This is a genomic window from Anaerospora sp., from assembly GCF_032013335.1.
Classification (GTDB): Bacteria; Bacillota; Negativicutes; order Sporomusales; family DSM-15969; genus Anaerospora.
In genome coordinates, this window is the sequence record NZ_DALZUO010000023.1 from 13,794 (window position 1) to 34,942 (window position 21,149).

At 44.7% G+C, this 21,149-nt stretch carries 26 protein-coding genes; 1 reads left to right on the forward strand and 25 read right to left on the reverse strand.

Annotated elements, in window-relative coordinates; translation table 11 throughout:
• Positions 1 to 79: 79 nt before the first annotated feature.
• The 4 genes from RTR76_RS15940 to RTR76_RS15955 form a co-directional block, all read right to left on the reverse strand.
• The gene (locus tag RTR76_RS15940; RefSeq protein ID WP_312522456.1) at positions 80 to 493 is read right to left on the reverse strand and encodes a hypothetical protein; all 414 of its coding nucleotides are present in this window, start codon (positions 491 to 493) and stop codon (positions 80 to 82) included.
• A 36-nt stretch (positions 494 to 529) separates the two neighbouring features.
• Positions 530 to 691, reverse strand: coding sequence for a hypothetical protein (locus RTR76_RS15945; protein ID WP_312522458.1), 162 nt, complete (start codon positions 689 to 691; stop codon positions 530 to 532).
• A gap of 80 nt (positions 692 to 771) precedes the next feature.
• Positions 772 to 1,461, reverse strand: coding sequence for a hypothetical protein (locus tag RTR76_RS15950; RefSeq protein WP_312522460.1), 690 nt, complete (start codon positions 1,459 to 1,461; stop codon positions 772 to 774).
• A gap of 24 nt (positions 1,462 to 1,485) precedes the next feature.
• Positions 1,486 to 2,421, reverse strand: coding sequence for an inverse autotransporter beta domain-containing protein (locus RTR76_RS15955; protein ID WP_312522462.1), 936 nt, complete (start codon positions 2,419 to 2,421; stop codon positions 1,486 to 1,488).
• A 215-nt stretch (positions 2,422 to 2,636) separates the two neighbouring features.
• On the opposite strand from RTR76_RS15955, the gene RTR76_RS15960 reads away from it, so the two are divergent.
• Complete coding sequence (locus RTR76_RS15960; RefSeq protein WP_312522463.1) at positions 2,637 to 2,858, forward strand: helix-turn-helix transcriptional regulator; 222 nt, start codon at positions 2,637 to 2,639, stop codon at positions 2,856 to 2,858.
• Between the two features lie 132 nt (positions 2,859 to 2,990).
• Here RTR76_RS15960 and RTR76_RS15965 read toward each other — a convergent pair whose 3' ends face one another.
• The 21 genes from RTR76_RS15965 to RTR76_RS16065 form a co-directional block, all read right to left on the reverse strand.
• Positions 2,991 to 4,631, reverse strand: a complete 1,641-nt coding sequence (locus RTR76_RS15965) for a recombinase family protein (protein WP_312522464.1) — start codon at positions 4,629 to 4,631, stop codon at positions 2,991 to 2,993.
• A gap of 102 nt (positions 4,632 to 4,733) precedes the next feature.
• The gene (locus RTR76_RS15970; RefSeq protein ID WP_312522466.1) at positions 4,734 to 6,281 is read right to left on the reverse strand and encodes a recombinase family protein; all 1,548 of its coding nucleotides are present in this window, start codon (positions 6,279 to 6,281) and stop codon (positions 4,734 to 4,736) included.
• 14 nt (positions 6,282 to 6,295) lie between these two features.
• The gene (locus RTR76_RS15975; RefSeq protein ID WP_312522468.1) at positions 6,296 to 6,478 is read right to left on the reverse strand and encodes a hypothetical protein; all 183 of its coding nucleotides are present in this window, start codon (positions 6,476 to 6,478) and stop codon (positions 6,296 to 6,298) included.
• A 137-nt stretch (positions 6,479 to 6,615) separates the two neighbouring features.
• The gene (locus RTR76_RS15980) at positions 6,616 to 6,927 is read right to left on the reverse strand and encodes a DUF960 family protein (protein WP_312522469.1); all 312 of its coding nucleotides are present in this window, start codon (positions 6,925 to 6,927) and stop codon (positions 6,616 to 6,618) included.
• On the reverse strand, positions 6,924 to 7,529 hold the full coding sequence (radC, locus tag RTR76_RS15985; RefSeq protein ID WP_312522471.1) for a DNA repair protein RadC: 606 nt from the start codon (positions 7,527 to 7,529) through the stop codon (positions 6,924 to 6,926). The genes RTR76_RS15980 and radC overlap by 4 nt, the downstream gene beginning before the upstream one ends.
• Complete coding sequence (locus tag RTR76_RS15990; protein ID WP_312522472.1) at positions 7,507 to 7,938, reverse strand: hypothetical protein; 432 nt, start codon at positions 7,936 to 7,938, stop codon at positions 7,507 to 7,509. Before RTR76_RS15990 ends, radC begins: the two co-directional genes overlap by 23 nt.
• A gap of 87 nt (positions 7,939 to 8,025) precedes the next feature.
• Positions 8,026 to 9,099: a hypothetical protein gene (locus RTR76_RS15995; protein WP_312522473.1), complete on the reverse strand. Its 1,074-nt coding sequence runs from the start codon at positions 9,097 to 9,099 to the stop codon at positions 8,026 to 8,028.
• A 65-nt stretch (positions 9,100 to 9,164) separates the two neighbouring features.
• A complete protein-coding gene (locus RTR76_RS16000; protein ID WP_312522475.1) occupies positions 9,165 to 9,668 on the reverse strand; it encodes a hypothetical protein in 504 nt (167 codons plus the stop codon).
• A 235-nt stretch (positions 9,669 to 9,903) separates the two neighbouring features.
• Complete coding sequence (locus RTR76_RS16005; RefSeq protein WP_312522477.1) at positions 9,904 to 11,595, reverse strand: DUF927 domain-containing protein; 1,692 nt, start codon at positions 11,593 to 11,595, stop codon at positions 9,904 to 9,906.
• A 104-nt stretch (positions 11,596 to 11,699) separates the two neighbouring features.
• Entirely contained in the window at positions 11,700 to 12,086 is a 387-nt protein-coding gene (locus tag RTR76_RS16010; RefSeq protein WP_312522479.1) for a hypothetical protein, read from the reverse strand.
• A 281-nt stretch (positions 12,087 to 12,367) separates the two neighbouring features.
• A complete protein-coding gene (locus tag RTR76_RS16015; RefSeq protein ID WP_312522481.1) occupies positions 12,368 to 12,895 on the reverse strand; it encodes a hypothetical protein in 528 nt (175 codons plus the stop codon).
• A 201-nt stretch (positions 12,896 to 13,096) separates the two neighbouring features.
• Positions 13,097 to 14,128 carry a DUF1016 N-terminal domain-containing protein gene (locus RTR76_RS16020; RefSeq protein WP_312522483.1) on the reverse strand — a complete coding sequence of 344 codons (1,032 nt, stop codon included), beginning with the start codon at positions 14,126 to 14,128 and terminating at the stop codon, positions 13,097 to 13,099.
• Between the two features lie 50 nt (positions 14,129 to 14,178).
• Entirely contained in the window at positions 14,179 to 14,658 is a 480-nt protein-coding gene (rlmH, locus tag RTR76_RS16025) for a 23S rRNA (pseudouridine(1915)-N(3))-methyltransferase RlmH (protein WP_312522485.1), read from the reverse strand.
• Positions 14,658 to 15,773 (reverse strand): trypsin-like peptidase domain-containing protein, encoded by a 1,116-nt coding sequence (locus RTR76_RS16030; RefSeq protein WP_312522561.1) that lies wholly within the window; start codon positions 15,771 to 15,773, stop codon positions 14,658 to 14,660. The genes rlmH and RTR76_RS16030 overlap by 1 nt, the downstream gene beginning before the upstream one ends.
• Before the next feature lie 19 nt (positions 15,774 to 15,792).
• Positions 15,793 to 16,569 carry an MBL fold metallo-hydrolase gene (locus RTR76_RS16035; RefSeq protein WP_312522487.1) on the reverse strand — a complete coding sequence of 259 codons (777 nt, stop codon included), beginning with the start codon at positions 16,567 to 16,569 and terminating at the stop codon, positions 15,793 to 15,795.
• A gap of 74 nt (positions 16,570 to 16,643) precedes the next feature.
• Positions 16,644 to 17,990: a phosphomannomutase/phosphoglucomutase gene (locus RTR76_RS16040; protein ID WP_312522489.1), complete on the reverse strand. Its 1,347-nt coding sequence runs from the start codon at positions 17,988 to 17,990 to the stop codon at positions 16,644 to 16,646.
• A 197-nt stretch (positions 17,991 to 18,187) separates the two neighbouring features.
• Positions 18,188 to 19,057: a peptidase MA family metallohydrolase gene (locus RTR76_RS16045; protein WP_312522491.1), complete on the reverse strand. Its 870-nt coding sequence runs from the start codon at positions 19,055 to 19,057 to the stop codon at positions 18,188 to 18,190.
• 115 nt (positions 19,058 to 19,172) lie between these two features.
• Positions 19,173 to 19,820 (reverse strand): deoxyribose-phosphate aldolase, encoded by a 648-nt coding sequence (deoC, locus tag RTR76_RS16050; protein WP_312522493.1) that lies wholly within the window; start codon positions 19,818 to 19,820, stop codon positions 19,173 to 19,175.
• 97 nt (positions 19,821 to 19,917) lie between these two features.
• Positions 19,918 to 20,343 (reverse strand): Fur family transcriptional regulator, encoded by a 426-nt coding sequence (locus RTR76_RS16055; protein WP_312522495.1) that lies wholly within the window; start codon positions 20,341 to 20,343, stop codon positions 19,918 to 19,920.
• 152 nt (positions 20,344 to 20,495) lie between these two features.
• The gene (locus RTR76_RS16060) at positions 20,496 to 20,831 is read right to left on the reverse strand and encodes a spore coat protein (protein WP_312522498.1); all 336 of its coding nucleotides are present in this window, start codon (positions 20,829 to 20,831) and stop codon (positions 20,496 to 20,498) included.
• A gap of 13 nt (positions 20,832 to 20,844) precedes the next feature.
• Entirely contained in the window at positions 20,845 to 21,042 is a 198-nt protein-coding gene (locus RTR76_RS16065) for a spore coat protein (protein ID WP_132082300.1), read from the reverse strand.
• Positions 21,043 to 21,149 lie beyond the last annotated feature (107 nt).

Sequence of the window (21,149 nt, forward strand, 5' to 3'; positions counted from 1 at the left end):
ACTTTGCAGAAAAGACCTATCAGCTTCATATATCGGCTGATAGGTCTTCCTTTTGTACTGCTATTCTATTGCATGCCGCCTAATCCGTTACCGACTGCAATACTGCCTTGGCTGGTATGTACCGCTCGCCGTTTTCCTGCACTTTGAACACTTGCCACAGCAGGGTACCATCATCAGTGACGATCAGGTAAGCCCAGCCCTGTGCATTACTATAGCTGCTTTGCCAGCGGACAATATACTCGTTCGGCTTATCCTCAGTTGCCCCTTCAATAGAGATTCTATCTCGGGAGTCATCAATACGGCCTCCATTTCTGGCCCAGCCGGTATGTTTACCCCACACTTTATTGCCCTCACGCCAGAGGATCAAAGAAAATCCGCTACCCTGCTGCTCATTTGAATATGTCCATTCACTGACGGACGGCTCGGCGAATACCGCTATGGATTGAAGAACAAGCAGAATGCCAATCAATACTACTATTCCTATTTTTCTCATGCTAACACGCTCCCTAGGTTGTATTTGAATACTTCTTTAAAAGAACATTGTCAAAAACCAGCGAGCAATAAAGGCAAAAATCCCGGCACCAATCGTTGCATTAATGGTACTTACGCCATGATGGGTAATTCCGTACAAAAATCCGATGATCATTCCTCCGACAATCCATTTAAATAGTGATTTTCCAAATGAGTGCATACTACCCTCTCCCCCAATATTAAAATTAATCTTATTACAAAGCAACGGAGGCGTATTTACCCCCGTTACCTAGCTCTTCATTATTTAATCGTTAGTTCAGGCGGATCATAGAAAGGTGCGCTCAACGTGTCGGCATCGACTCGCACAAATGGTTCCGACCCGGTATCAATGTCGATATTGTGCAAGCTGCCGCCATACCAGACATGGTCCACGTCAAAGGCAAAGCCGATACGCTTGCCTGCATTGCCGCTGATCGTAAAGCCCATACCTTCCCCAGTAAGGTCTACCTCGCACTGCAAGCCGCCCGATACATCGGTGTAGCTGACATGAAACCCTGCTTCCAGATTACCGTTTAAATCAGCGGCTGTGTAAGTAGCCTGTGCCCAACCTGCCGTAGAAACAGCTTTAGAAAATTGCGGATTAGTGCCTGCCGTACTCAAGCTATAGTAAGTATTGGTTCCGTCATTGACAATTCCTTTGGCCCTATACGTATTACCTGTCGTAAATCTGGCTTTGGTGTATTGGCCCGGTAGCAATCCCTGCGAAAGATTCAGCGTGGCCAAATCCTGTGAAGCCCCTTTGGAACCTAACGTAACCGACTGACTGCCACTAAAGACAGTTACCCACTGATTGGCATCGGCATTGTACAGTGATATTTCCTTTAGATCAAACTGATAACCCTGAACCTCGGTATAGCCTGCCGCAAAGGCTACGTTAGCGCCTAGCGTCAGTAGCAGCAGCGCTACCAGGCATACTATCTTTTTATTCATTCTTTACGACCTCCGCTCTTCTAATTAATCTCTGCCAAATGAAATAATGACTGTACCGCCGGGAACACTGGCATCCGCTTCTTTGCTGTAGCGTTCCACCCGGATATCATTCTCGCGGCGTACCTTGTCGAGGCGCTTGTTTTCTACCATAGCCGTTTCAGTGCGACGGAAAACAGGCTTGCCTTTTTCGTACAAGGCATCCGCCTTATTGCCTAACGTATACATGACCTTAGCATATTGCTCACCACTGCCCTTGTTATCATCCCAATAGCCCAGCTCCAATCCCACACGCGGTGTGACCTGTATCTCAGTAGCTACCTTGTAGCCTTTGGCATCATTGGAATGCTTGTAATCCCAGACAAAACCTTGCAAATACAAGCGCATCCACGGAGCATTGGGCAACGTTGTTCCTACTTCCACATCGTAGCCGCTTAACGCTTTCTCAAAAATATGGTTGACCTTATCGACTTCTTTTTCTCCTGATACGGCATGATAAATATTGGCCCTGTACTCGTTGCGACCTTCAAAATACTCCAGACCGCCGCCGACACGGGCATGTCCATGCTTAAAGCCATGGTCATAGAAGAGATTGACACCGGTCATGCTTTGCTTGGACAGTGATAGAAAACGCTGACCGAAGCCAATGTTGACCACGGTTCCCGCGCTGTGGTCATTGCCCAGACGAAATTGCAGGAAATCGGTCCTTCTGTCTGTTTCAAACAGTGGTTGTACGGTCTCAATGGAATACTGCGGTTTCAGACTGGTTTCAAGCTGAATTTGGATGTCGGTTCGCTTCAGCCAGTCAGGTGCATTCTCCCCCTTGGTCCACTCCTGAATTTGTTCGGATACCAGCGTATTGCCCAGCGTAACCGCCGCATCCTTGGTACTGACCTCCTGGGCATAGACAGGCGAAGCCAGAAGTGTCACTGCTGCTAGTAATACGGGTAGTGCTTTTTTCATAAGTCCTCCTCCATATTGTTCGTAATCCAAGGCCTTGCCTTGTTGATTGAAAGGAAGCTGCAGGCGTAAGTTGCACTGCTTTTCCCAGCATCACTTTCTTTAACCCCAATTCACAACAGTAAGACAAAATCCTATATGTATTTGCATCCTTTTGAATATTTTTTGAATACTATAGTCTGTAGACCAATGCTCTCCATCAATCATATAGTGTGAATATGATTGATAAAATTTTTGGACAAATATTGAAGAAGTTAAGAATGGAAAAGGGCTTAAGTCAGGAAGAGTTTGCCGCCAACGTCGGTCTGCACCGCACCTATATCAGCCAACTGGAACGGGGCCTCAAAAGTCCCTCCCTTGGGGTAATGGCCAAAATATCGAATGAGCTTGGCATCACATTAGTCCAGTTGATGACCGAATTAGAGCAAAATCAAGACTAGCTTTTTTCGCAGCATTATGCAAAATATGACAATACGCTACCGATAGAATACTATAGTATTCAAACAGTGTCAATATGTCTGTCTGGTTTGTCATGCCCTTAACCGCGTTTACCGCCTTGGTAACGCGGTTTTTCATATGGCCAGCAGTAACCGCTTCCGATGAATAGAAAAAGCCCCATTCGCCTTTGTAATGGCGAATGGGACCTGTTCCAGATAATCGTTGCCTATGTCTGACTCAAATCTGAGGATGATCTTATCAATTTTCTTTTTCTCTGTTAAGGTAATCTCTTTAACAGCCATCAGCAGCAGCATTTTTTTCTGTTCGACCGGCGCTTGCTCCAGCAAAAGATCAAAACGCATCAGCAAGCTGCGCAACAGGGTTTCAGGAACTTCCCTTACCTCTTGTCTCAGCCCGGCTTCAATTTCTGATTTTCTCAGGCTAAGTGAATGTTCTTCTGCCGTGATTTCCCTGAGCCGTTTGCCTAGTGTCTCTCTATCCAGGTCCTCCAGTTCGTACACATCCAAAATCTTGCGTTTTTTATCCGCCAATTGCTCCAGCTTTGCAACGATAGCAGGTAACTCCAGACGGAGGCTCTCCTGATTGTTTATCAGTTTATCATTCGCTGCCTTGGTAATATCGGCTAGCAATTGAGGATGATTTAATACCCGCTTAACACGCTTCAACACGTAGTTTTCCGCTTCCTCGGCTTTAACGGAATTGGCATGACAAACGGAGCTGCCTTTACTTCTGAACTGACCGCAGGAATAGTATCTTCTCGTAACTTTAGTCCCATCCTTTAGATAATTGACGGTACGGGAGGCCACCATGGGAGTGTTACATTCAGGACAACGGATCAAGCCGGTAAGCAAATTTTCACTCTGCTGCTGCCGGGGGCTAACCTTGGATTTTTGCTGAAATAGCCTTTGTACCTTGTCCCACAATCCCTGGTCAATGATCGCCTCATGCTTACCTTCAACAATAATTGCCTCCGAGGTTTTTCCCTTACGCCGCTTTTCGCTCCAGTCTTCGAAGCGGTTATAGCGAATATGTCCGATATAAATCGGATTGGTAATGATTTGGCGGATGGAATCACTGCCAAAGGTATTGCCTTTATTAGTTCTATGACCTTCCCGGTTTAGTTGATTGGCTATGGAACGTAAGCCTTTGCCTGCGGCATACAAGCTAAAGATTTTCCGAACTGTCGGCGCTTCTGCCGGTACGATTCGCAGGGTATTCCGATCTGTTTCGGTGGGCTTGACGCTTTCGTACCCCAGGCAGCTTCCACCATTAAAAAAGCCTTCCCTAGCCCGTTGCTTCATCCCTAATTTTACGTTTTCCACAATAGTATTACGCTCCAGTTCACCAACGGCCCCCATCATTTGCAGAGCGAAGCGCCCCATAGGCGTAGACGTATCAAAGTTTTCGGAAAAAGATCGAAAGTGTACGTTATGCTTTTCCAACCAATCCACGATTTCCAGCAAATCCTTATTTTTTCTGGACATGCGGTTAAATTTCCATACGATGACTTCCTGAAACAGGCCTTGTTCCGCATCCTTGAGCAGCCGCTGTAGCTGCTCCCGCCGGGTCATTTCTTTGCCGCTGATTCCCCGATCAACATACTCATGGAAAACTTCCTTGTTGTACAGCCTGCAGTAGTCCCGCAGCGTATTGAGCTGAGCATCAATAGAGTATCCGTGTTCAGCCTGTTCTTCGGTCGATACCCTGACATATATGGCAACTTTGATTACCGATAGTGTGCTATCATGCTGCATATTCCTCTTCTCCTCTCTCCATTGTTTGATCGCATGCGCTCTAGTAAACCAGCTTCTTTCTATACAATCCGGGCAGCAAGGGCGATAACCCCCCTGCCCCTCTTATCTTTTATGTTGCAAGCGTAACGGCTGGCTGATTACTGCCGGTACCTCAGCGATATTTAGGCTCTCAAAAGGCAATTTCCACTCCATGCTAAATGAAGCTCTGTCTTTCCCTACGTGTACTTTAGCAATGAGCGTCCGAATAAGCTGCCGCTTGGTAGCCACATCAGATTCCTGCAAAATGGCTCGGAAAGACCGGAAGGCAAGAGTAAGCTCCGCCTCACCCCAGCAAGCTTCGGTTGGCTGCTTATCCATTGAGTCGTTCTGGTTCAACTGCTCCTGCCAGGTCTCCTTTTCCAACTTCAGACGCTGCATTTTCTGTAAAAAGATCTCACGGCTCAGCTTATCGTTTTCATAGCTTTGCAGCAATTCACTTTGTTTTTTTGCAATAGCAGCCACGCATGCTTCCGCTTCTTGCCTCTTATCCTCCCTAGGCTTTACAGTACGGTCATAGCGCTGCCGAATGGCTTCGATAACTTTCTTAATCCAAAAGGGCTTGGTCAAAAAGGCAAACAGCCAATCCAGTACGGCCTGTTCGGCGATATCGGCACGAACGCTCCGGGAGGTACAGGCACTTTTTCCTTTGTTCAGGTATTGACCGCAGGAATAGTAATAGTTCATCCGAAAGCTGCCGTCTTTGCGTTTACCTTTGACATGAGTCGGCAGCATGCCGCTGCCACAGACCGGGCAGCGCAGTACACCGGACAACAGATATTCATAGAAAACGCTTTTACTCTGTTTTTTCTGCTGCGCTAACCGTTGCTGTACATTGTCCCATAAGTCCTGACTAATGATAGGTTCGTGCACTCCTTCGTAATAGTCCGGACCAAAATGAACCTTACCGATATAAATAGCATTGTTAACTATGCCTTGCACGGAGGCTATAGCAAACATTTTGCCGCATTTGCCTCGCTTACTGGCCTGGTTTAGACGGTTGACAATGGCTTTATACCCCAAGCCGTCAGCATATAACGTAAATATTTCTTTGACAAGCTCCGCCTCTGCGGGGATTATCTCCAACTTGCCGCCCCGTTTCGGATCATTTTCGTCAGGCACCATACGATAGCCCAGCATCATGCCGCCGCCCCAGCGCCCGCTCCGCACCCTCTGCTTCATGCCGATCCGGGATGATTCCATCCACGATTCCCGCTGCATCTGAGCCACCGCGCCCATCATAGTCATAGCAAACTGTCCCATGGGCGTCGTCAGGTCAAATTGCTCATTCAGACTGCGAAAGGCAATGCCTAACTCCTTTAATTCCGCCAGCACTTGGAGCAAATAGCGCAGCTTGCGGCTGACACGGCTCACCGTCCACACCAGTACTTCGCTAAACAAACCTCGCCTGGCATCGCGCAGGAGCTCATTCAGACCTTTGCGATCTTCGCGGACTCCCGATTCTCCAGGGTCCTTATATACTTTAACAACCGGAATATTGCGTCGTGCAGCATCTTGTCTGAGCACGGCTTCCTGTGCATCCAAACTATAGCCGTCTACCTGCTCTTCGCTGCTGACTCTTACATAGAGGACAACTCCAAGACGTGCTTGCATAAGAAACTCCTTTCTCAGACAGTCATTCCGATTGGATACTCGCTGCTTATGTTTTCAGCGGCTATCTGATAAGTAACGGGAGTTTCATATTCAAATTCCGGCTCTTCAGGAGTGTTTTCCATGTAGTTTACAATCATTTCTGCTACAATGTTAACGACCATTTCATAAGAGTATTCTACGCTTTCCGCTTCCGCCATTATAAAAAGCCTCCTCATCTACTAACCTTCTCCTAGCCGAAGAAAGGATTATGTTATTTAATTTTTGTTTCTGTCTAATATCGCTTTTAAGACAATTACGATAATGTCTATCCAAGGAATCATCCCGTTACCTCCCTTTAGTACTCATCTGGCAGCAGCATAGTGGCATATTCGCCGCTGTCGATGACCCAAACAGTTCGGCAGACCGGCTGAGAAACGGTATACAGGCAACTCTTGCTGTATGGTGGCACTTCCTGAGTATGGGTAATTCTTTGCAGGGCGCGTCCCAATTTGCAGTCATAGATCAGACTAAAGACTTGCAGGTAATCCAATTCCCCGCCTTCTGCTTTTCGCAGGTCAATCAGTTGCCAAAGCAGTACTTGCAGGTCGGAGGCGACATGTGCCATCACACCTTGCGTTACATGGCGATGCTCGGTTGAAAACATCATATCAGCCCCTTTTCTTTCAAGCTGACATACCGGCCTACGCCGATAATGACATGATCTATTACCCGGATATCCAGGACCTTTCCACCCTCAACCAGTTTTTGCGTTAAGGCGATATCCTCCGGGCTGGGAGTGGGATCGCCGCTTGGATGGTTATGAAGAAGAATGACGGTAGCCGCTGAGAGACGAACGCCCCGGCGGAACACTTCACGGGGATCGACCAGCGCCGCACTTATCGTGCCTTGCGATATTGTTTCTTCGGCGATGACTCCGTTTTTAGTATTGAGATATAGAACCCGGAAATGTTCTACCAGCAGATGCTGCATATCCACAGCACGATCAAATACGTCCTGTGGTGTGCGAATAACGGGCGGCAGTTTGGCATGCACCTTGTACAGCCGTTTGGCCAACTCGCACAGATACTGCAACTGACGCGCTTTCACCGGGCCAATCCCCCTTACTCTGGCTAGTTCCTGCACTGAGGTTTGTAACAACACATGCTGAACACTGCCGTACTCGCTCATGAGTTCCCTAACGGCTTGCTTAGGTAAAATGACTTCAAGCAGTTCCTCATCAGCTACATTAGAAAGGGTGGACGGCATCATCAGCTTCCCCCTCTCCGCTTTCTGCTTCGACAGGCTGATCAGACAGCCAAAGACGAATTTTGTCAGGCATAATTACATCCGGTAAATAGACCTGATCAATAAAATCATTGTCTGCCATGAGATAAAGAACATAGTAAATTTCGCCTGCTACCTCCAACCGGCTCACCCATTCAGGCATGATAAGCGCTAATGGCTCAGGTAACCCTATAGCAGTAAGATTCTGATCGGACTCTTCCAATATGCCAAATACGCCATGCATCTCCAGACTAAAGTCTTCCAGGTCCAATTCAGGAGCCAGATTTCCCTTGAGTCGATTCATTTTGCGGGCAAAATGAGCGGCAAGCTCGTGACTGATGCGGCCTGCGATTTTTAGCCGTCTGACGTCGGCCATGGTTTTGATGATGAACATAATTTCACTCTCCCTTGATCGGGGCTGGCGGCGAAATGCTGGCCAGCCCTCAGTATACAAGGGAATAATATATGTTTGAAATTCCGTTTATTGCGCTTCCTTCAGTTCTATTTCCAATACCCATTCATCACTTTCAATATCATCTACAATATCTCCCGCATTCTCCTGCCGCACCCACTCTAGAGCCTCTTCCGTATATTGACTTACCTCATTCCCGATTCTCACATAAGGAATCTGCCATGCTCTTGGCAGTAAGTCAATCATCGTATTATGAGATATCCTGTTTTCGATATATTCCCGAACGCACAGTTCTCTTAACTCGTCTAATGTCTCTGCTGATGCTAGCACCTGCAGATTTTCTTTGTTCCAATCATTCAGCCAGTCCATGATGTCTTCATACCGATAACGACGTTCGTTAAGCTCGATTACCTCCACCATAAACTCTTCGAGCCGCAACTGCTCGTTCAAATAATAATAAACGCAGCCGGGTAATAAGGAATACATATTAACTTCACATACCCCTTGACCGTCCCTCCAGGAAATAGTAGTGGCCGAGTATTCGAGTGTCAATCCTATTTCATGAGCCAGTGTATTAATGACGCTCCAAAGGGCCTCGTACTGCGAACAAAATAACGCACTGCCAGCGAATCTGATTTTATCTCCACTGCCGTATTCACGAGAAAGCGGGTAACTGCGATCAAGTTTCCAATATAGCTGGATACTAACGCCACTGTCCACAATAGCGGTGGGTTTTAACGACAAGCTATTTGCTAATTGTAAAGCCTTTTGTCTTGCGTGCTCTGTAGCACTACCAGGAATATCCCGATAGCGAATGCCAAGAGTAAAATATGACATATCATAGCAGTCCACCTTAATGAATTTACTGAAACCAAAAGGCATGTTACCGCTGTGATCTTGGCACGCTTGTGAGCCAGAGCCATGGTAGAGCACGATGTTTTGCACATCCTCGTGATTTCTCCGAACTGCACTTTTCACAAGATTTCCTAAGTTCTTATACGACCACTCTGTCCCTTCGAGGGTAGCCATTCTAAAGTCGGCTAACTCTTTAGTTTCATTTCCCAGTATTTCAATAATGAAGTCACGTACTACTTGCTTATTTGCTTTGTTTTTATCCATATGTTCCAACATGCCGTTTCTCATTATGAATCTCCTCCAAATATAGTAAAATATAATACTTGAGTTGCTCACTTTAGGGCTAACTACAACTACCCCATTCTTACCGGCATCGGTCTTTTTCTTTCAGTTGGAACTTTTTTAACCGAGACTACATTCTCCCATATATCTCCATATTGATCCGCCTCATGTTCAAGCACAACCTTAACTACTTTGCCTTCAAGACGCTTAAAATCAAAGCCTGATTCCGGTTCCGCCCCCAGGATTCCCTTAACGATTGGATACATTCTTCCATCAGGTCTCAGATTTTTACTTGCCCTGAAGCACACCGCAATGTTATCCATAAATTCCTCACTGAAGATAAGAAACGGAATTGTAATCTTGATCCATTCCCCATAAGCGCCTTGCATCCGTTCCGCCGATACTTTACCAACTTTAGCTGAGTGTTCGCCCTCCGGCAAACGTGGTCCACGTTTTGGTGCATCCCATATATACAGATCTATATCATCTTCCGTTGAATATTGCTCATTTTCCTCAAACTCTGCTTCGTGCTGTGTTTCCTGTAAGCTTTCTAGGTCATATTGATTCATATCCATGATTGTTCTCCCCCATTATTCTTAATTTGCTAACTGGAAATACGGTTTTCACCCATTTCACTCTCTACCCTAATACTAAAATGCTGCATTTTTTAAGTTCCCAATATTACTTATTTTTTTCGATTTACAAAATTTAATTGGTGAAAAGGGTGAGCTTTTCAAAAAGCTATATTGGTTCATAGCCTTTCCAACACCCTTTTGGCTTGGTAGCTAGCAGGTTAAAGAGGTAGCACTGCTAATCGGATGCTATATTGTTTACGGCTTTAATAACATACACGTCTTGTGAGTGCCCTTTGACGAGCACCTTTTTCCTGGTCAGCTTGTTCTTTTCATAATTTAGCAGGTTACGGTCTTTCCAGATTTTCAAAATGATGCTCGTATCTTCAAAACCGCCAGCTTTGATTATTTCCCGGAACTTATTCGGCAAAATGTAGATTTCATCCCAATTGCGATTCGCATCATGGGTAATCTTGCCCCAATGTTCATTTTGCTGTTTTACCTCACATAAGTCGGTTGAGAAGTTTTTTTCCATCTGAACTACCGTATTCATAAAGTATTCGTACGCTTTCGCCCCGAGGTCGCGATTACCGCCTGCTTCCTTTGCGTGCTTCAGCAGGAACGTCTTCATTCCCTCAATGTTAAATTCGAGACTTAACGCCTGTCCGGCCATTTCCGCTGTCGCCAGTAAAATTCCCATTCTATCCGCGATCCGGCTCGCAAACTGATCAGGCTCCTGCATCCCCTCCAAAAATTGCTGTTTCCATTTCTTCCAGCGACTCATTACCACACCAACGCCTTGATCCAGTAACCACTCTACGAATTTCGGCCCCGCAAAGCCATAATGGCTAAGCAGGCCCTCCTTAATTGCATCGGCGTGCTCTGCCGATTTCGTCCATTCAATATTTCCGACTTCCATCAGGCGCATTGGAATACCGATATTCTGCAAAGTTTTTGCGGTAAGAGCATGCTCACCGCTGGACAAATACAAGCCCGACCATTGAGCCGCTTTCTCACGCTGACTGTCCTTATTCAGGCGTTCTTTGTCCTGCCCGCTTGTTACCATGTAGATTAACTTACTAAAGTTTGCATCCGTCATGGATGCTTCGTCAAAAGCCAGCGGAATACCGTGATTGTTTCTTAAAGCACCTAAGAGTGCATTTAATGTGCAGTTCCAGGTTCTGATAAGCCCGCCGTCACTGATATGAGGCAATCCAAAGGGAGATACCGCCAGACGAAGCCCGGTCGTTTTTCCCTGGCTGGAGTTTCCGTAAAGGTGAACTACCAATACTTCCAGGCCCGTCTCCTTACCTACTAAAGAAGCTACCGGAGCCGCAAGCCCTAAAATAAGAGCGAACTCCAAGGGAATATGTCCTAATACCTGCTCTTCAATGATCGCCAGCCACTGATCAAACGATCCCTTTGGCTGCAGCTTGAAATCGCCGTTATAGACCGACTTCTCACCAATAGCCGTAGCGTGCTTAAACACCAGTTTATCTCCCTCAAAGAGAAAGCCGGTTTGATTATGCGTGCGCGTAATCGCAATCGTACGTTCTTGAATGTTTAGAAATTTTAATACATCCTTCACATTATGGTCGGCAACATCTACCCCATAGGCCATAAGCTGCATTACTTTTGCTCTGGTCAGTATATCTCTAGTGATTTCTTTGCGGGCAATATTCCCCTGGTACTCGTATTCGAGTACCAGGGAAACCTCCTTCGTGTCAACATTCTGCCTAATCTCAACAATTTGTACAGCCCTGCTGATAGAGATCGGATCACCGCCAGATTTATCCGGTACTTTATATAGGCACTGATTTTTGATAAAATAAGGATAATATGGATTGAAATTTTCTTTAGTAGCTCCTTGCAAACCCTCATTTGCAGGAGCATTTTTCTTTATAAACGGTATTACTTTGTTTTTACTCATCTTTAGCCACCTTAATTAATTTCAGCACAGTAAGGTATCTAAACTCTAACTTTGGAGAAACAATTTTGAAATAAGTAGTTAATAGTACATCCTGCCACATAATTTTATAAGTAATCCCAGAGTACATCTGATCTAACTTTTGCTTGCAAAATATACTCTTCGTCACTATATTCCGTTGTATGTTCAATAAGGTCTGATAAATCCTCAATAATGTTTTCAAGATCATTCTGTACCCAATCAACAAGAATCTTGTATTCTTGTATTGCCTTAATAACTTCCATAGTCGTTTCAACATCCCGACCTTTCATATTAAAAGCCTTATATACAATCAGATTTAGATCTCTACCTATTTGCGAATTTCTACGCAAATTTTCTCCATGGTCATCAAAATCAATAAATTGATCGGCAGGTATTATACTTAGAAATTCACCCATGTTAGCCCCCTCCCTCGACAATTGTTTTAAAGCTGATTCATCATTTCTTTTTCTCATTGCTCTTCCTCCCATTCTCTGAAATATAACTGACTTCCGAACGTCAAACCGGTCGTCGTATGCTTCGCTGTAAACTACTGGCACGCTCACTGTCTTTGTTCGTCTCTGTATGAAGTTTTCAAGGAACTGTCTTGCGCTTACATTGTTATTATGACAAGTTGACGCTACTCGGTAAATTTATTAGATTGGCGAAAAAATTCCAATTGACAAATCAATTTTACTTGATCTAACAAAAAAAAAGAGAGACTGGAATCCCAGTCTCTCACTATCTTTTAAGTATCTTATTTTATATGTTTCTCTTCCCATTGTATTAAGGCGTTATTAAGATCTTGCAACAATTCAATATGTTCCTGATACTTCTCAGTAGTTCCTAATTGTTTGGCTATATCCGACATTTTCTCTGCAAATTGCTGCATTAACTCGCGTATTTGGATTTGGCTTAAGGCATCCACTATTGATTGCCATTTCTCCTTTAGCTCTTCATCTTGCACATCATCACATAAAGTCAACATGCGATTGCGAAAATCAATTGCCTGTTTATCTAATGCTGAAAAGCTTATTTTTTTCTTAGTTGAAAACAGTTTTCTTAAATATTCACCGTCCCCCATCTCGAGCAAGAGCCCTTGCAGCAACGGACGTTCTGCTTCATAAAACCAAATTTCTTCTTTCTCATTTTTCAATTCATTATGATCAATACCAAGTCGCTCCATTAGGGTTTTAAACCACCCATAGATCGTATTCGCATCATAATGATACTTAGCCGCCATCTCCCGTGTTAATTCCGATAAGTTAAACGTATTTAATTCCATTATTTATTCTTCATCCTCTTCTTCATTTTCGCCGCGAGTTGTATCAACAACAGGTATATTACTTAACCAATCTTCTAAATCATAAATAATGATAAACGACTCCTCTTAAATTAACAAGCATCATTAATACTACCATAATCGCGTTTTTCATTCAATTTTATCGAAATAAGAAAAGCAAATCAGATTTTCTATTTACCTTGTTTAAAACGTAACCTTTTGCTCAAAATCAAGTTTGCCTTTTCTATAAAATTCAAGCAAAACGCTCCTACTGGGTACATTTATTTCATAATATACTCCTAATAAATACCCACATACATGCTCAGGCAATGTAACACCATCAAATGACCAAACATCATCATAACTATCTTTTGTTAATGCAATAAGGCGATTTCTATCTTTATCTTTTTCTTCCTTCTTAGCCGTAGACTTCTTCATCTCAACAGCAAGCAGATTATCTTGTGCTATTATTTGACCTCGACTATGTACTATGAGATCGCAAGTTATAGCTATAACTTTCATATCGTTATCAATGATGGTCTTAATTTTACTATCATTTCTATTGTATTCTACATCAACATGATACTCCCTAAAAATTGATATATCCAGTTCGTGTCTAAGATACATCATCATCTGAGCACACAAAGACCTTTCCGATAGATTCAGTATAATGGAGTCGACCTCTTTAGATAAAAAAGTTTGATTTACCTTCAAAAATATTTGAATTAAAGTACTAGTAGGACTATCAACAGCACTATCTGTGTTGAATTTTAATTGATTTCTAAGCCACCGAGAGTTACGATTATTCTCAATGCATTCAAGAAGTAACTTTTTCCTTTTAAATTCATTACCAATTCTACCTAATATATAATAATGAGTCCAAGTCAATTGAGGACAAACTTCTTCAAAGTCTAAAAAGTTTTTGTAAAAAGTTTTCATAGACTTTAAGTTAATTTCACCGTAGCCCTTTTTTAACGTACTATTTAATTTAATCGCAAGCTTCTTCAAGATAAGTGCTTTATAAGCTGCTCCAGCTTGTAATTCATCAATTTTCGTTAGTATTCTACCAACTTCCCAATTACTTCGAAGAGTTTTGGGGCCTGTTGACAATATCTTAATAATTTCACTATATAGCTTGTCTACAAAAAAATCTGTTTCAGTCATACCTTCAATCCCCATTATTTTAAATATATTATGCACATACAATTTTCTAACAATCTTTAATAAACCCTTCAAAAAAAAGCCCCAATCCTCTTATTACGAAGGATTGAGGCTATTTTTCGCCGTTACCAGTGATACGGCTCTCCCCGGCTAATCCGGAAAGCCCGGTAAATCTGCTCTACCAGCAGCAGGCGTATCATTTGATGGGTAAAGGTTAGTTTACTAAAGGACAGGCGTTCTTTCGCAGCTTTGCGGACTTCATCGGATAAGCCAAAAGCGCCGCCGATAATGAAGGTAATATCGCTCTGCCCTTCCAGGCCAAGCTTATCAAACTTAGCGGACAATTCTTCCGAGGAAAGCGGTTTGCCGATTACGTCCAGCACCATGAGATAGCTTGAATCCCGTACCGCCTTTAACAGGCGCTCGCCTTCCTTAGCGAGCGCTTTTGTTTTTTCAGCATCTGACGGGTTTTCTGGCATCCGTTCTTCGTCTATTTCAATGATTTCCAGCCGGCAATAGGGACCGAGACGCTTTACAAATTCCGCTATTCCTGCCGTTAAATACTTTTCTTTTATTTTACCGGCCGTTACAATCGATATCCTCATTATTCAGCAGGCATCTCTTCTAAAAGTACGGAAATGGTTTGGACTTGGCCGTTGCGGCTAAACTGAACCTCAACCTGACTGCCTACAGGCTGGGCATCCAGCACGGAGCGCAGGTCTGCTACGCTGTTAGTCTCCTGACCGGCAACTTTCAACACAATATCACCTTCACGGATTCCCGCTTTTCCTGCAGGTCCGTTCTTAGAGGCTTTCGCGATATACACACCTTTGTCAATATTAAGATCATAGCCGTATTTAGCGGCAGCATTTTTATCAAGGGCGCCTACACCAAGATAGGCCCGGACTACACGGCCTTTTTCAATTAAGGATTGCAGAATAGGACGAGCTGAATTGATCGGAATAGAAAAGCCGATTCCTTCAACCCCTGCAACTGAAATTTTGGCACTGTTAATCCCGATGACAACACCATCGGCATTCACCAGGGCACCGCCGGAGTTGCCGGGGTTGATTGCCGCATCCGTCTGAATCAGCTTGAAACGGCGTTCCCCGATTTCCAGTGACCGGTTAAGAGCGCTGATAACACCAGCCGTAACACTGCCTTTAAATTCAAGCCCCAGCGGGTTGCCAATCGCAATAGCCGGCTCCCCAACCATGACTGTGTCCGAGTCCCCGAATTGTGCGGCGGGCAGCCCGGTAAGCTCTACCTTCACCACTGCCAAATCAGTCGCTGGGTCTGTGCCAAGCACTTTCCCGGGAACAGTACGCCCGTCAGCAAGCGAAACCACAAGCTCCTGTGCATTTTCTACTACATGGTTATTTGTGGCAATGTACCCATTCGCATCAAAAATGACTCCCGAGCCGGTTCCCTGTTCAACAAGAACCTTACGGTTATAAAAATCACGGGCATAAGCCTTGTTGGTGATCCCTACAACAGAGGGACCTACCGCTTGAGCTGCCCGGACTATAGGCGTATTACGGGCATCAGATATACTGGCCTGGGCTGTTGGCGTTTTAAGCCCGGGTACCTGTTGAGCCAAATTTGGCATCTGGGGAGTAGGCTTAGCATAAAATTTACCGCCCCAGCTATATACCAGACTGCCGCCAATAACGGCACCAATAAGAGCAATTACTAAAATAGGGGTAATTCGTCTAGACATCATTTCAACCTCCTCAGCGTCATTCAGCTATACTAGCTGTTTGATCAGGAAAAGTAAGATGAAGCGAAACATCCATTCCTAACCGCAATCCTTGGGAACTTAAGATATTGCCCACAGTTTCACGGGCTAGTTCCGGGCGATTGTTTTCCTTACTCATATGAGCTAAAAAAACATGGGTATGTGCTTTGCGGGGCAGCCGTGCAATCGTCCAGGCCGCATCAATATTAGAAAGATGCCCCCGGTTGCTCATAATCCGTTTTTTTAGCGGCCACGGGTATGCCCCTTGCTCGAGCATATCCGTATCGTGATTGGATTCAAGTACCAGAATATCCGATAAAGCCAATGCTTGTTTTACTTTATCCGTTACAAACCCTAGGTCGGTAGCGACGCTGCACTTATTATCCCGGCAAAAGAAGTTAAACCCTACTGGGTCTGCAGCATCGTGAGAAATAGAAAACGGCTCTATTTTCACTGATCCCAGATCAATGCTCTCCGGCAAGCCGCGATAACAGGCTGCAGGCAGCGGCTCTTTAAACGGCATAGCATCCCAGGTTGCCGGGCGGGTATAAACAGGCAGACGGTATTTTTTCAGCAGCGTCGGCAGTCCTTTAATGTGGTCGCTGTGTTCATGGGTAATAAAAATACCATCAATATCTTCAATGGCTGTACCGATTGCCGCGAGTGAATTTTTTATTCTCCTGGCACTGATGCCGGCATCTATCAAAATACTTGTATGTTCGTCTTTTAGGAAAATAGAGTTACCAGCACTACCGCTGGCTAAAACATGTACCTTCACTATTTTGGCACCTTCTTCTTGCGTATTAACTGTAAATTAATTCGCCTCAAATGAGCCAAAATCCTCTTACTCTGCTATTTTCCAGCAGGTAATTTCAGTAAGACCGCCTCCCGAACGCCTTCTGGTAAGGCCTGTAGCAGAATGGTAATAATCTCCTTCAGCCGCTCATCGGTCTTGGCTTCAAACCGCAGCGTGAACAGCGGCTCCGTAACAGAAGAGCGAATCATGCCCCAGCCATCAGCAAATTCAATGCGTACCCCATCAATCAGATTGGGTTGATAGGCAGCAAGCTTTTGGGCTGTCTCAGCCAATATCGCTTCTTTGTCATTGCCTTTATAGGGAACACGAATATCAGGTGTCAGCAGATAGTTCGGAATTGCATCAGCCAAAGCCGCCAAAGAACCATGTTCATCAACAAACTCACACACTTTCAGAGCCGCAAACATGCCATCATCATACCCTAGCTCGCGAAAGAAAAAGTGTCCGCTGATTTCTCCAGCAAACAATGCCTGTTCCCTTAGAAAAGCCGCTTTGCTGAACGTATGACCGGCCCGGGCCATTACTGCCCTCCCACCTGCCTTTACAATTTCCTCCGGTACCACCATTGAACATTTCGCATCATAGATTATCGTGCCTTGCTGGCCTTCCAAATAATATTGCCCTAAGAGCACAATAATGTCATCATTATCAATAGCTCTGCCATTTTCATCTACAAAACCTGCTCTGTCACCATCACCATCAAAAGCTACCCCTAGCTGGGCACCGGTTTGACGTACTTTCTCACCAAGGGCTGTTAGATTCTCGGCTAAAGCCGGATTGGGAGGGCGATTAGGAAAATGTCCATCGGCATCGCAAAAGAGTTCAATCACTTCATAACCGGCCGCTCTAAAAAGCGCCGGAGCAATGCCTGAAGTAGCTCCATTTCCGGCATCTACTACCACTTTCAGGTTGCTGGAACGCGCCTTGGCAGTAGTATCCTTAATATAGTCGCTAATAACTGCCTTTTCGATTATCCGCCCTTGTCCTTGCACACGTTCATCATTTTCGACCATACGAGCAATTTCTTTAATATCTTCTTCCGTAACAGGCTGATCACCAAACACCAATTTAAAGCCATTATAGGCACCCGGGTTGTGCGAAGCGGTAACCATTACGCCACCTACGGCCTCCATTGCCTTAATCGCATAGTAGAAGACTGGCGTTGCCACAGTGCCGATATCAATTACTTCACAACCTGATTCCACTAACGTATCAATCATGATTCGCTGCAGTTCCGGCGTTGACAGCCGGATGTCTCCGCCCACAACTACCCGCTGCCCCGTCAGTTTAGCGCCTACGGCTAAGGCAATACGGCGGGCCATAATCCCGTTTAAATCTTTTCCGGCAATTCCTCGTATATCACAGGCATGAAATATGCTCATCGTCAATCTCCTTTAGTCACATCTAGTATCATCGTTATTGTAGCACGATCGGGGAAAATGATACAAGCAACAGTACCGTATACTAATAAGCGGAACAATATTTCCCGGCAATAGAAATCTCCTATATATAGGAAAAACCACTGTTACTGTTAACAGTGGTTCCGCGTGTAAACAAACGTACCTGGAAAGAGATTCCGTTATTTGTGATTGTTAGTGTTCATGTGAACGGCAGACCAATTATGCCACTCCCGTTCAAAGCTGCTATAGTCCATATCTAATGCAACCGCAATCGCTTTCTCAGGCTTCTTGCCCGCTTTCAACTCTTGTACAATCTGGTTGAGTTTCTCATCACCATACGTCTCAGCAATATACCGGATGGCTGCAAGCGAAGAGCGATAGGCCAAAGACTGATCAGGAAGATTATCAAAATCTCCGTCTAGTTCTGCTTGCGTATAAAATTTTTCAGGCTGTTTGTTGCTGTTCGACAGCCACTCGTAGCCATTTGTCTTATATTCCATATACTGAGCCAGACCTTCAGTGAACCAACGGGTGTAATTGCCATTTGTCATATGGTCAAATACCAGATGCGTAAACTCATGCACCATAGGACCTGAGCGAATAAATTCTTCTGTTGAATCCCCAGCTTTCAGCCAGGCATGAGGCGACAACAACTGGATGACACCACCCCAGTAAACCCCCATCGCACTTTGGTCACCAGACCAGCCAAAAACCTTGTTCATCTCTTTACGGTCCGGGTACACCAAAAGCAATGTCTTTTGCTCCGGTGCAGCCCCAAAAGCGGCTTCAACAGGTGAATAGGCTGCTTCGGCAGCCTGAGCTACCATCGCTACCGTATCGGCGTCATGAGGTGTATACTTGATGATAAAATGAGCAGTTTCGAAAGATGCCATGTGTCTGGCTTCATAATTCATTTTGGCTTGCGCAATATCACGAGCCAGGGGGTACAGCCACATCCGCGGCGCCCGTACCGGCACGAGCATGACAAGCAGCACAACCAAAATGAGCAGCGAAATAATAAATCTTGGGTTCTGTACGATGCTGCGCATTGTACCCCCTCCTCTCTCTAGAAACAATCAAAAAATTTACTTAATTTAGCGGCTTAATTAGCCGCATTCTGTATAGGTGAATATTATACCATAGCTATAAGCCCATGCCTACCGGTTATTTATGTAAACTAGATAGACTTACACCGGCACTTGTGCCGATGCGTGTTGCGCCTGCGGCAATCAATGCCTCTGCCTGCTCCAGCGTCCGTACACCGCCTGAGGCTTTTATCCCTGCTTTGTCGCCTACTTCTTCCTTAAATAGCAGGATATCTGCTACGGTCGCTCCTCCGGGACCAAAACCGGTTGACGTCTTTACATAATGTGCGCCTGCTGCCAATATGGCCTGACAGGCCTGCCGTTTCTCTTTGTCCGCCAATAACCCAGTTTCAATGATTACTTTGACAATATTGCCCTCTGCTGCCGCGACTACTGCCTTTATGTCGTCGATTACCGCTTGCCACTGACCGCTTTTAGCAGCACCTATATTCATTACCATATCAATCTCATCGGCTTTATCGGCAATTGCTACCTGTGTTTCATAAGCCTTTACAGTCGATGGTGTGGCTCCTAATGGAAAGCCTACGACCGTAGCGGTTCTCACACCGGTCCCCTGCAGCAAATGTGCAGCTAAGGCAACATAACAGGGATTCACGCATACTGCAGCAAAGTGATGTTCGGCAGCTTCCTCGCAAAGCCGTACAATATCATCGACTTGTGCTTCCGCCTTTAACAGTGTATGGTCGATATAAGAAACTAGTTCCATCTTCCAGCCCTCCCCTATATAAAGAATTATTTCGCCATTTCTGGCAATATTCCTACTAAAAAGAAAAGCCCGGCATACGCCGGGCTTATTTGCAGATTTAGTTTGCTTTCTTTTTCTGGCATTCGGGACAAACGCCGAAGAAGTAGAATTGCTGACCGGTTATACGGTATTCCGAAGTATCGGAAACCTTGTCGATAAACGAAGTAGAATCTACGCCAAATAAATCATCCACACGATTACATTCCAGGCAGCGTACATGAGGATGGCTGACAGTTTCAGCATCATAGCGGAAGCTGTCCTCTCCCACATTTAAGATCTGTACTAAACCAATTTCATGCAAGATATCAATAGTTTTGTACACTGTTGCCAAGCTCATTGTAGGATAAAGCGGCTGAAGCTGAGTAAAAATCATTTCAGCACTTGGATGAGACTTTGTTTTTGACAAAACCTCATATATCGCCAACCGCTGGGGAGTAACTTTGAAGCCTTTATCCCGTAACATAGTTGTTACACAGAATTCCATAAACACACCTACTTTACAAATAATTAAATCCAATTAACAATTATTTTCGGATAATTATGTCTTAATCTTACATCTCTACGAGAACTATTGTCAAGAGGCAATAAAAATACCAGCCTCGTCACTGCTGACGAGGCTGGTATTGTGGAAGATGATTACTGCATGGATTGTTGCTGATTTTGACTGAATTTCGATTTTGCTTGAGCAATATCCTGCGGATTAGCATTCTTTACATTATAGTAGCCTTGTTGCTGCATATAGTCAAAAATTTGTTTCTGTTGGCTATAAACATCACCCAGTACTGTCATATAATCGCGGCGAAGTTGTTCGCTGCTGGCTTCCTGGATATAAGTATTAAGCGAAGATGCACAATGTTTGGTTTCATTCAAACAAACTTGCAATAAATCACGATCAGCAATTTGCATACCCTGGCCCTGCATTTGGCCCTGGCCTTGTTGCTGCTGTCCCTGTTGTTGTCCTTGCTGTGCCATTAGTACCCCTCCTTTATTGTAAAGATTGTCCTGCATTTAAATGCTTACTAACCATTTGTACATGCTGCTGGTGTTTTTGCGCCAACTGCTGCAACATTTGTTTACCCTGCTGGTCTTTCATTTCACTGGCGAAATGATTGAAGGTTTTCACACTGGTTTGATGACCATCAAGAAAATCTTCTAATTGCATAAGCTCTTTGGATGTTAACATGAGTCATTCCCCCCTTTCGAATTCACTACAGCAATAGCATGCACGCCTGATAGAAATCTATTCCTAAATTTAACAATCCAAATAATGGGAAAGGACCACCCTTTGCA

Coding starts and splice junctions, on each gene's coding strand:
- radC (WP_312522471.1), bottom strand. CDS start 7,529: ATGATGCCGTCCACCCTTTCTAATGTAGCTGATGAGGAACTGCTTGAA.
- RTR76_RS15950 (WP_312522460.1), bottom strand. CDS start 1,461: ATGAATAAAAAGATAGTATGCCTGGTAGCGCTGCTGCTACTGACGCTA.
- rlmH (WP_312522485.1), bottom strand. CDS start 14,658: ATGAGGATATCGATTGTAACGGCCGGTAAAATAAAAGAAAAGTATTTA.
- RTR76_RS15990 (WP_312522472.1), bottom strand. CDS start 7,938: ATGTTCATCATCAAAACCATGGCCGACGTCAGACGGCTAAAAATCGCA.
- RTR76_RS15945 (WP_312522458.1), bottom strand. CDS start 691: ATGCACTCATTTGGAAAATCACTATTTAAATGGATTGTCGGAGGAATG.
- RTR76_RS16015 (WP_312522481.1), bottom strand. CDS start 12,895: ATGGAATTAAATACGTTTAACTTATCGGAATTAACACGGGAGATGGCG.
- RTR76_RS15995 (WP_312522473.1), bottom strand. CDS start 9,099: ATGAGAAACGGCATGTTGGAACATATGGATAAAAACAAAGCAAATAAG.
- deoC (WP_312522493.1), bottom strand. CDS start 19,820: ATGGAACTAGTTTCTTATATCGACCATACACTGTTAAAGGCGGAAGCA.
- RTR76_RS15955 (WP_312522462.1), bottom strand. CDS start 2,421: ATGAAAAAAGCACTACCCGTATTACTAGCAGCAGTGACACTTCTGGCT.
- RTR76_RS16060 (WP_312522498.1), bottom strand. CDS start 20,831: ATGGCACAGCAAGGACAACAACAGGGACAGCAGCAACAAGGCCAGGGC.
- RTR76_RS15975 (WP_312522468.1), bottom strand. CDS start 6,478: ATGGCGGAAGCGGAAAGCGTAGAATACTCTTATGAAATGGTCGTTAAC.
- RTR76_RS16010 (WP_312522479.1), bottom strand. CDS start 12,086: ATGAGAAAAAGAAATGATGAATCAGCTTTAAAACAATTGTCGAGGGAG.
- RTR76_RS15965 (WP_312522464.1), bottom strand. CDS start 4,631: ATGCAGCATGATAGCACACTATCGGTAATCAAAGTTGCCATATATGTC.
- RTR76_RS16045 (WP_312522491.1), bottom strand. CDS start 19,057: ATGCGCAGCATCGTACAGAACCCAAGATTTATTATTTCGCTGCTCATT.
- RTR76_RS15960 (WP_312522463.1), top strand. CDS start 2,637: ATGATTGATAAAATTTTTGGACAAATATTGAAGAAGTTAAGAATGGAA.
- RTR76_RS16030 (WP_312522561.1), bottom strand. CDS start 15,773: ATGTCTAGACGAATTACCCCTATTTTAGTAATTGCTCTTATTGGTGCC.
- RTR76_RS16040 (WP_312522489.1), bottom strand. CDS start 17,990: ATGAGCATATTTCATGCCTGTGATATACGAGGAATTGCCGGAAAAGAT.
- RTR76_RS16065 (WP_132082300.1), bottom strand. CDS start 21,042: ATGTTAACATCCAAAGAGCTTATGCAATTAGAAGATTTTCTTGATGGT.
- RTR76_RS16005 (WP_312522477.1), bottom strand. CDS start 11,595: ATGAGTAAAAACAAAGTAATACCGTTTATAAAGAAAAATGCTCCTGCA.
- RTR76_RS15940 (WP_312522456.1), bottom strand. CDS start 493: ATGAGAAAAATAGGAATAGTAGTATTGATTGGCATTCTGCTTGTTCTT.
- RTR76_RS16000 (WP_312522475.1), bottom strand. CDS start 9,668: ATGGATATGAATCAATATGACCTAGAAAGCTTACAGGAAACACAGCAC.
- RTR76_RS15980 (WP_312522469.1), bottom strand. CDS start 6,927: ATGATGTTTTCAACCGAGCATCGCCATGTAACGCAAGGTGTGATGGCA.
- RTR76_RS15970 (WP_312522466.1), bottom strand. CDS start 6,281: ATGCAAGCACGTCTTGGAGTTGTCCTCTATGTAAGAGTCAGCAGCGAA.
- RTR76_RS16055 (WP_312522495.1), bottom strand. CDS start 20,343: ATGGAATTCTGTGTAACAACTATGTTACGGGATAAAGGCTTCAAAGTT.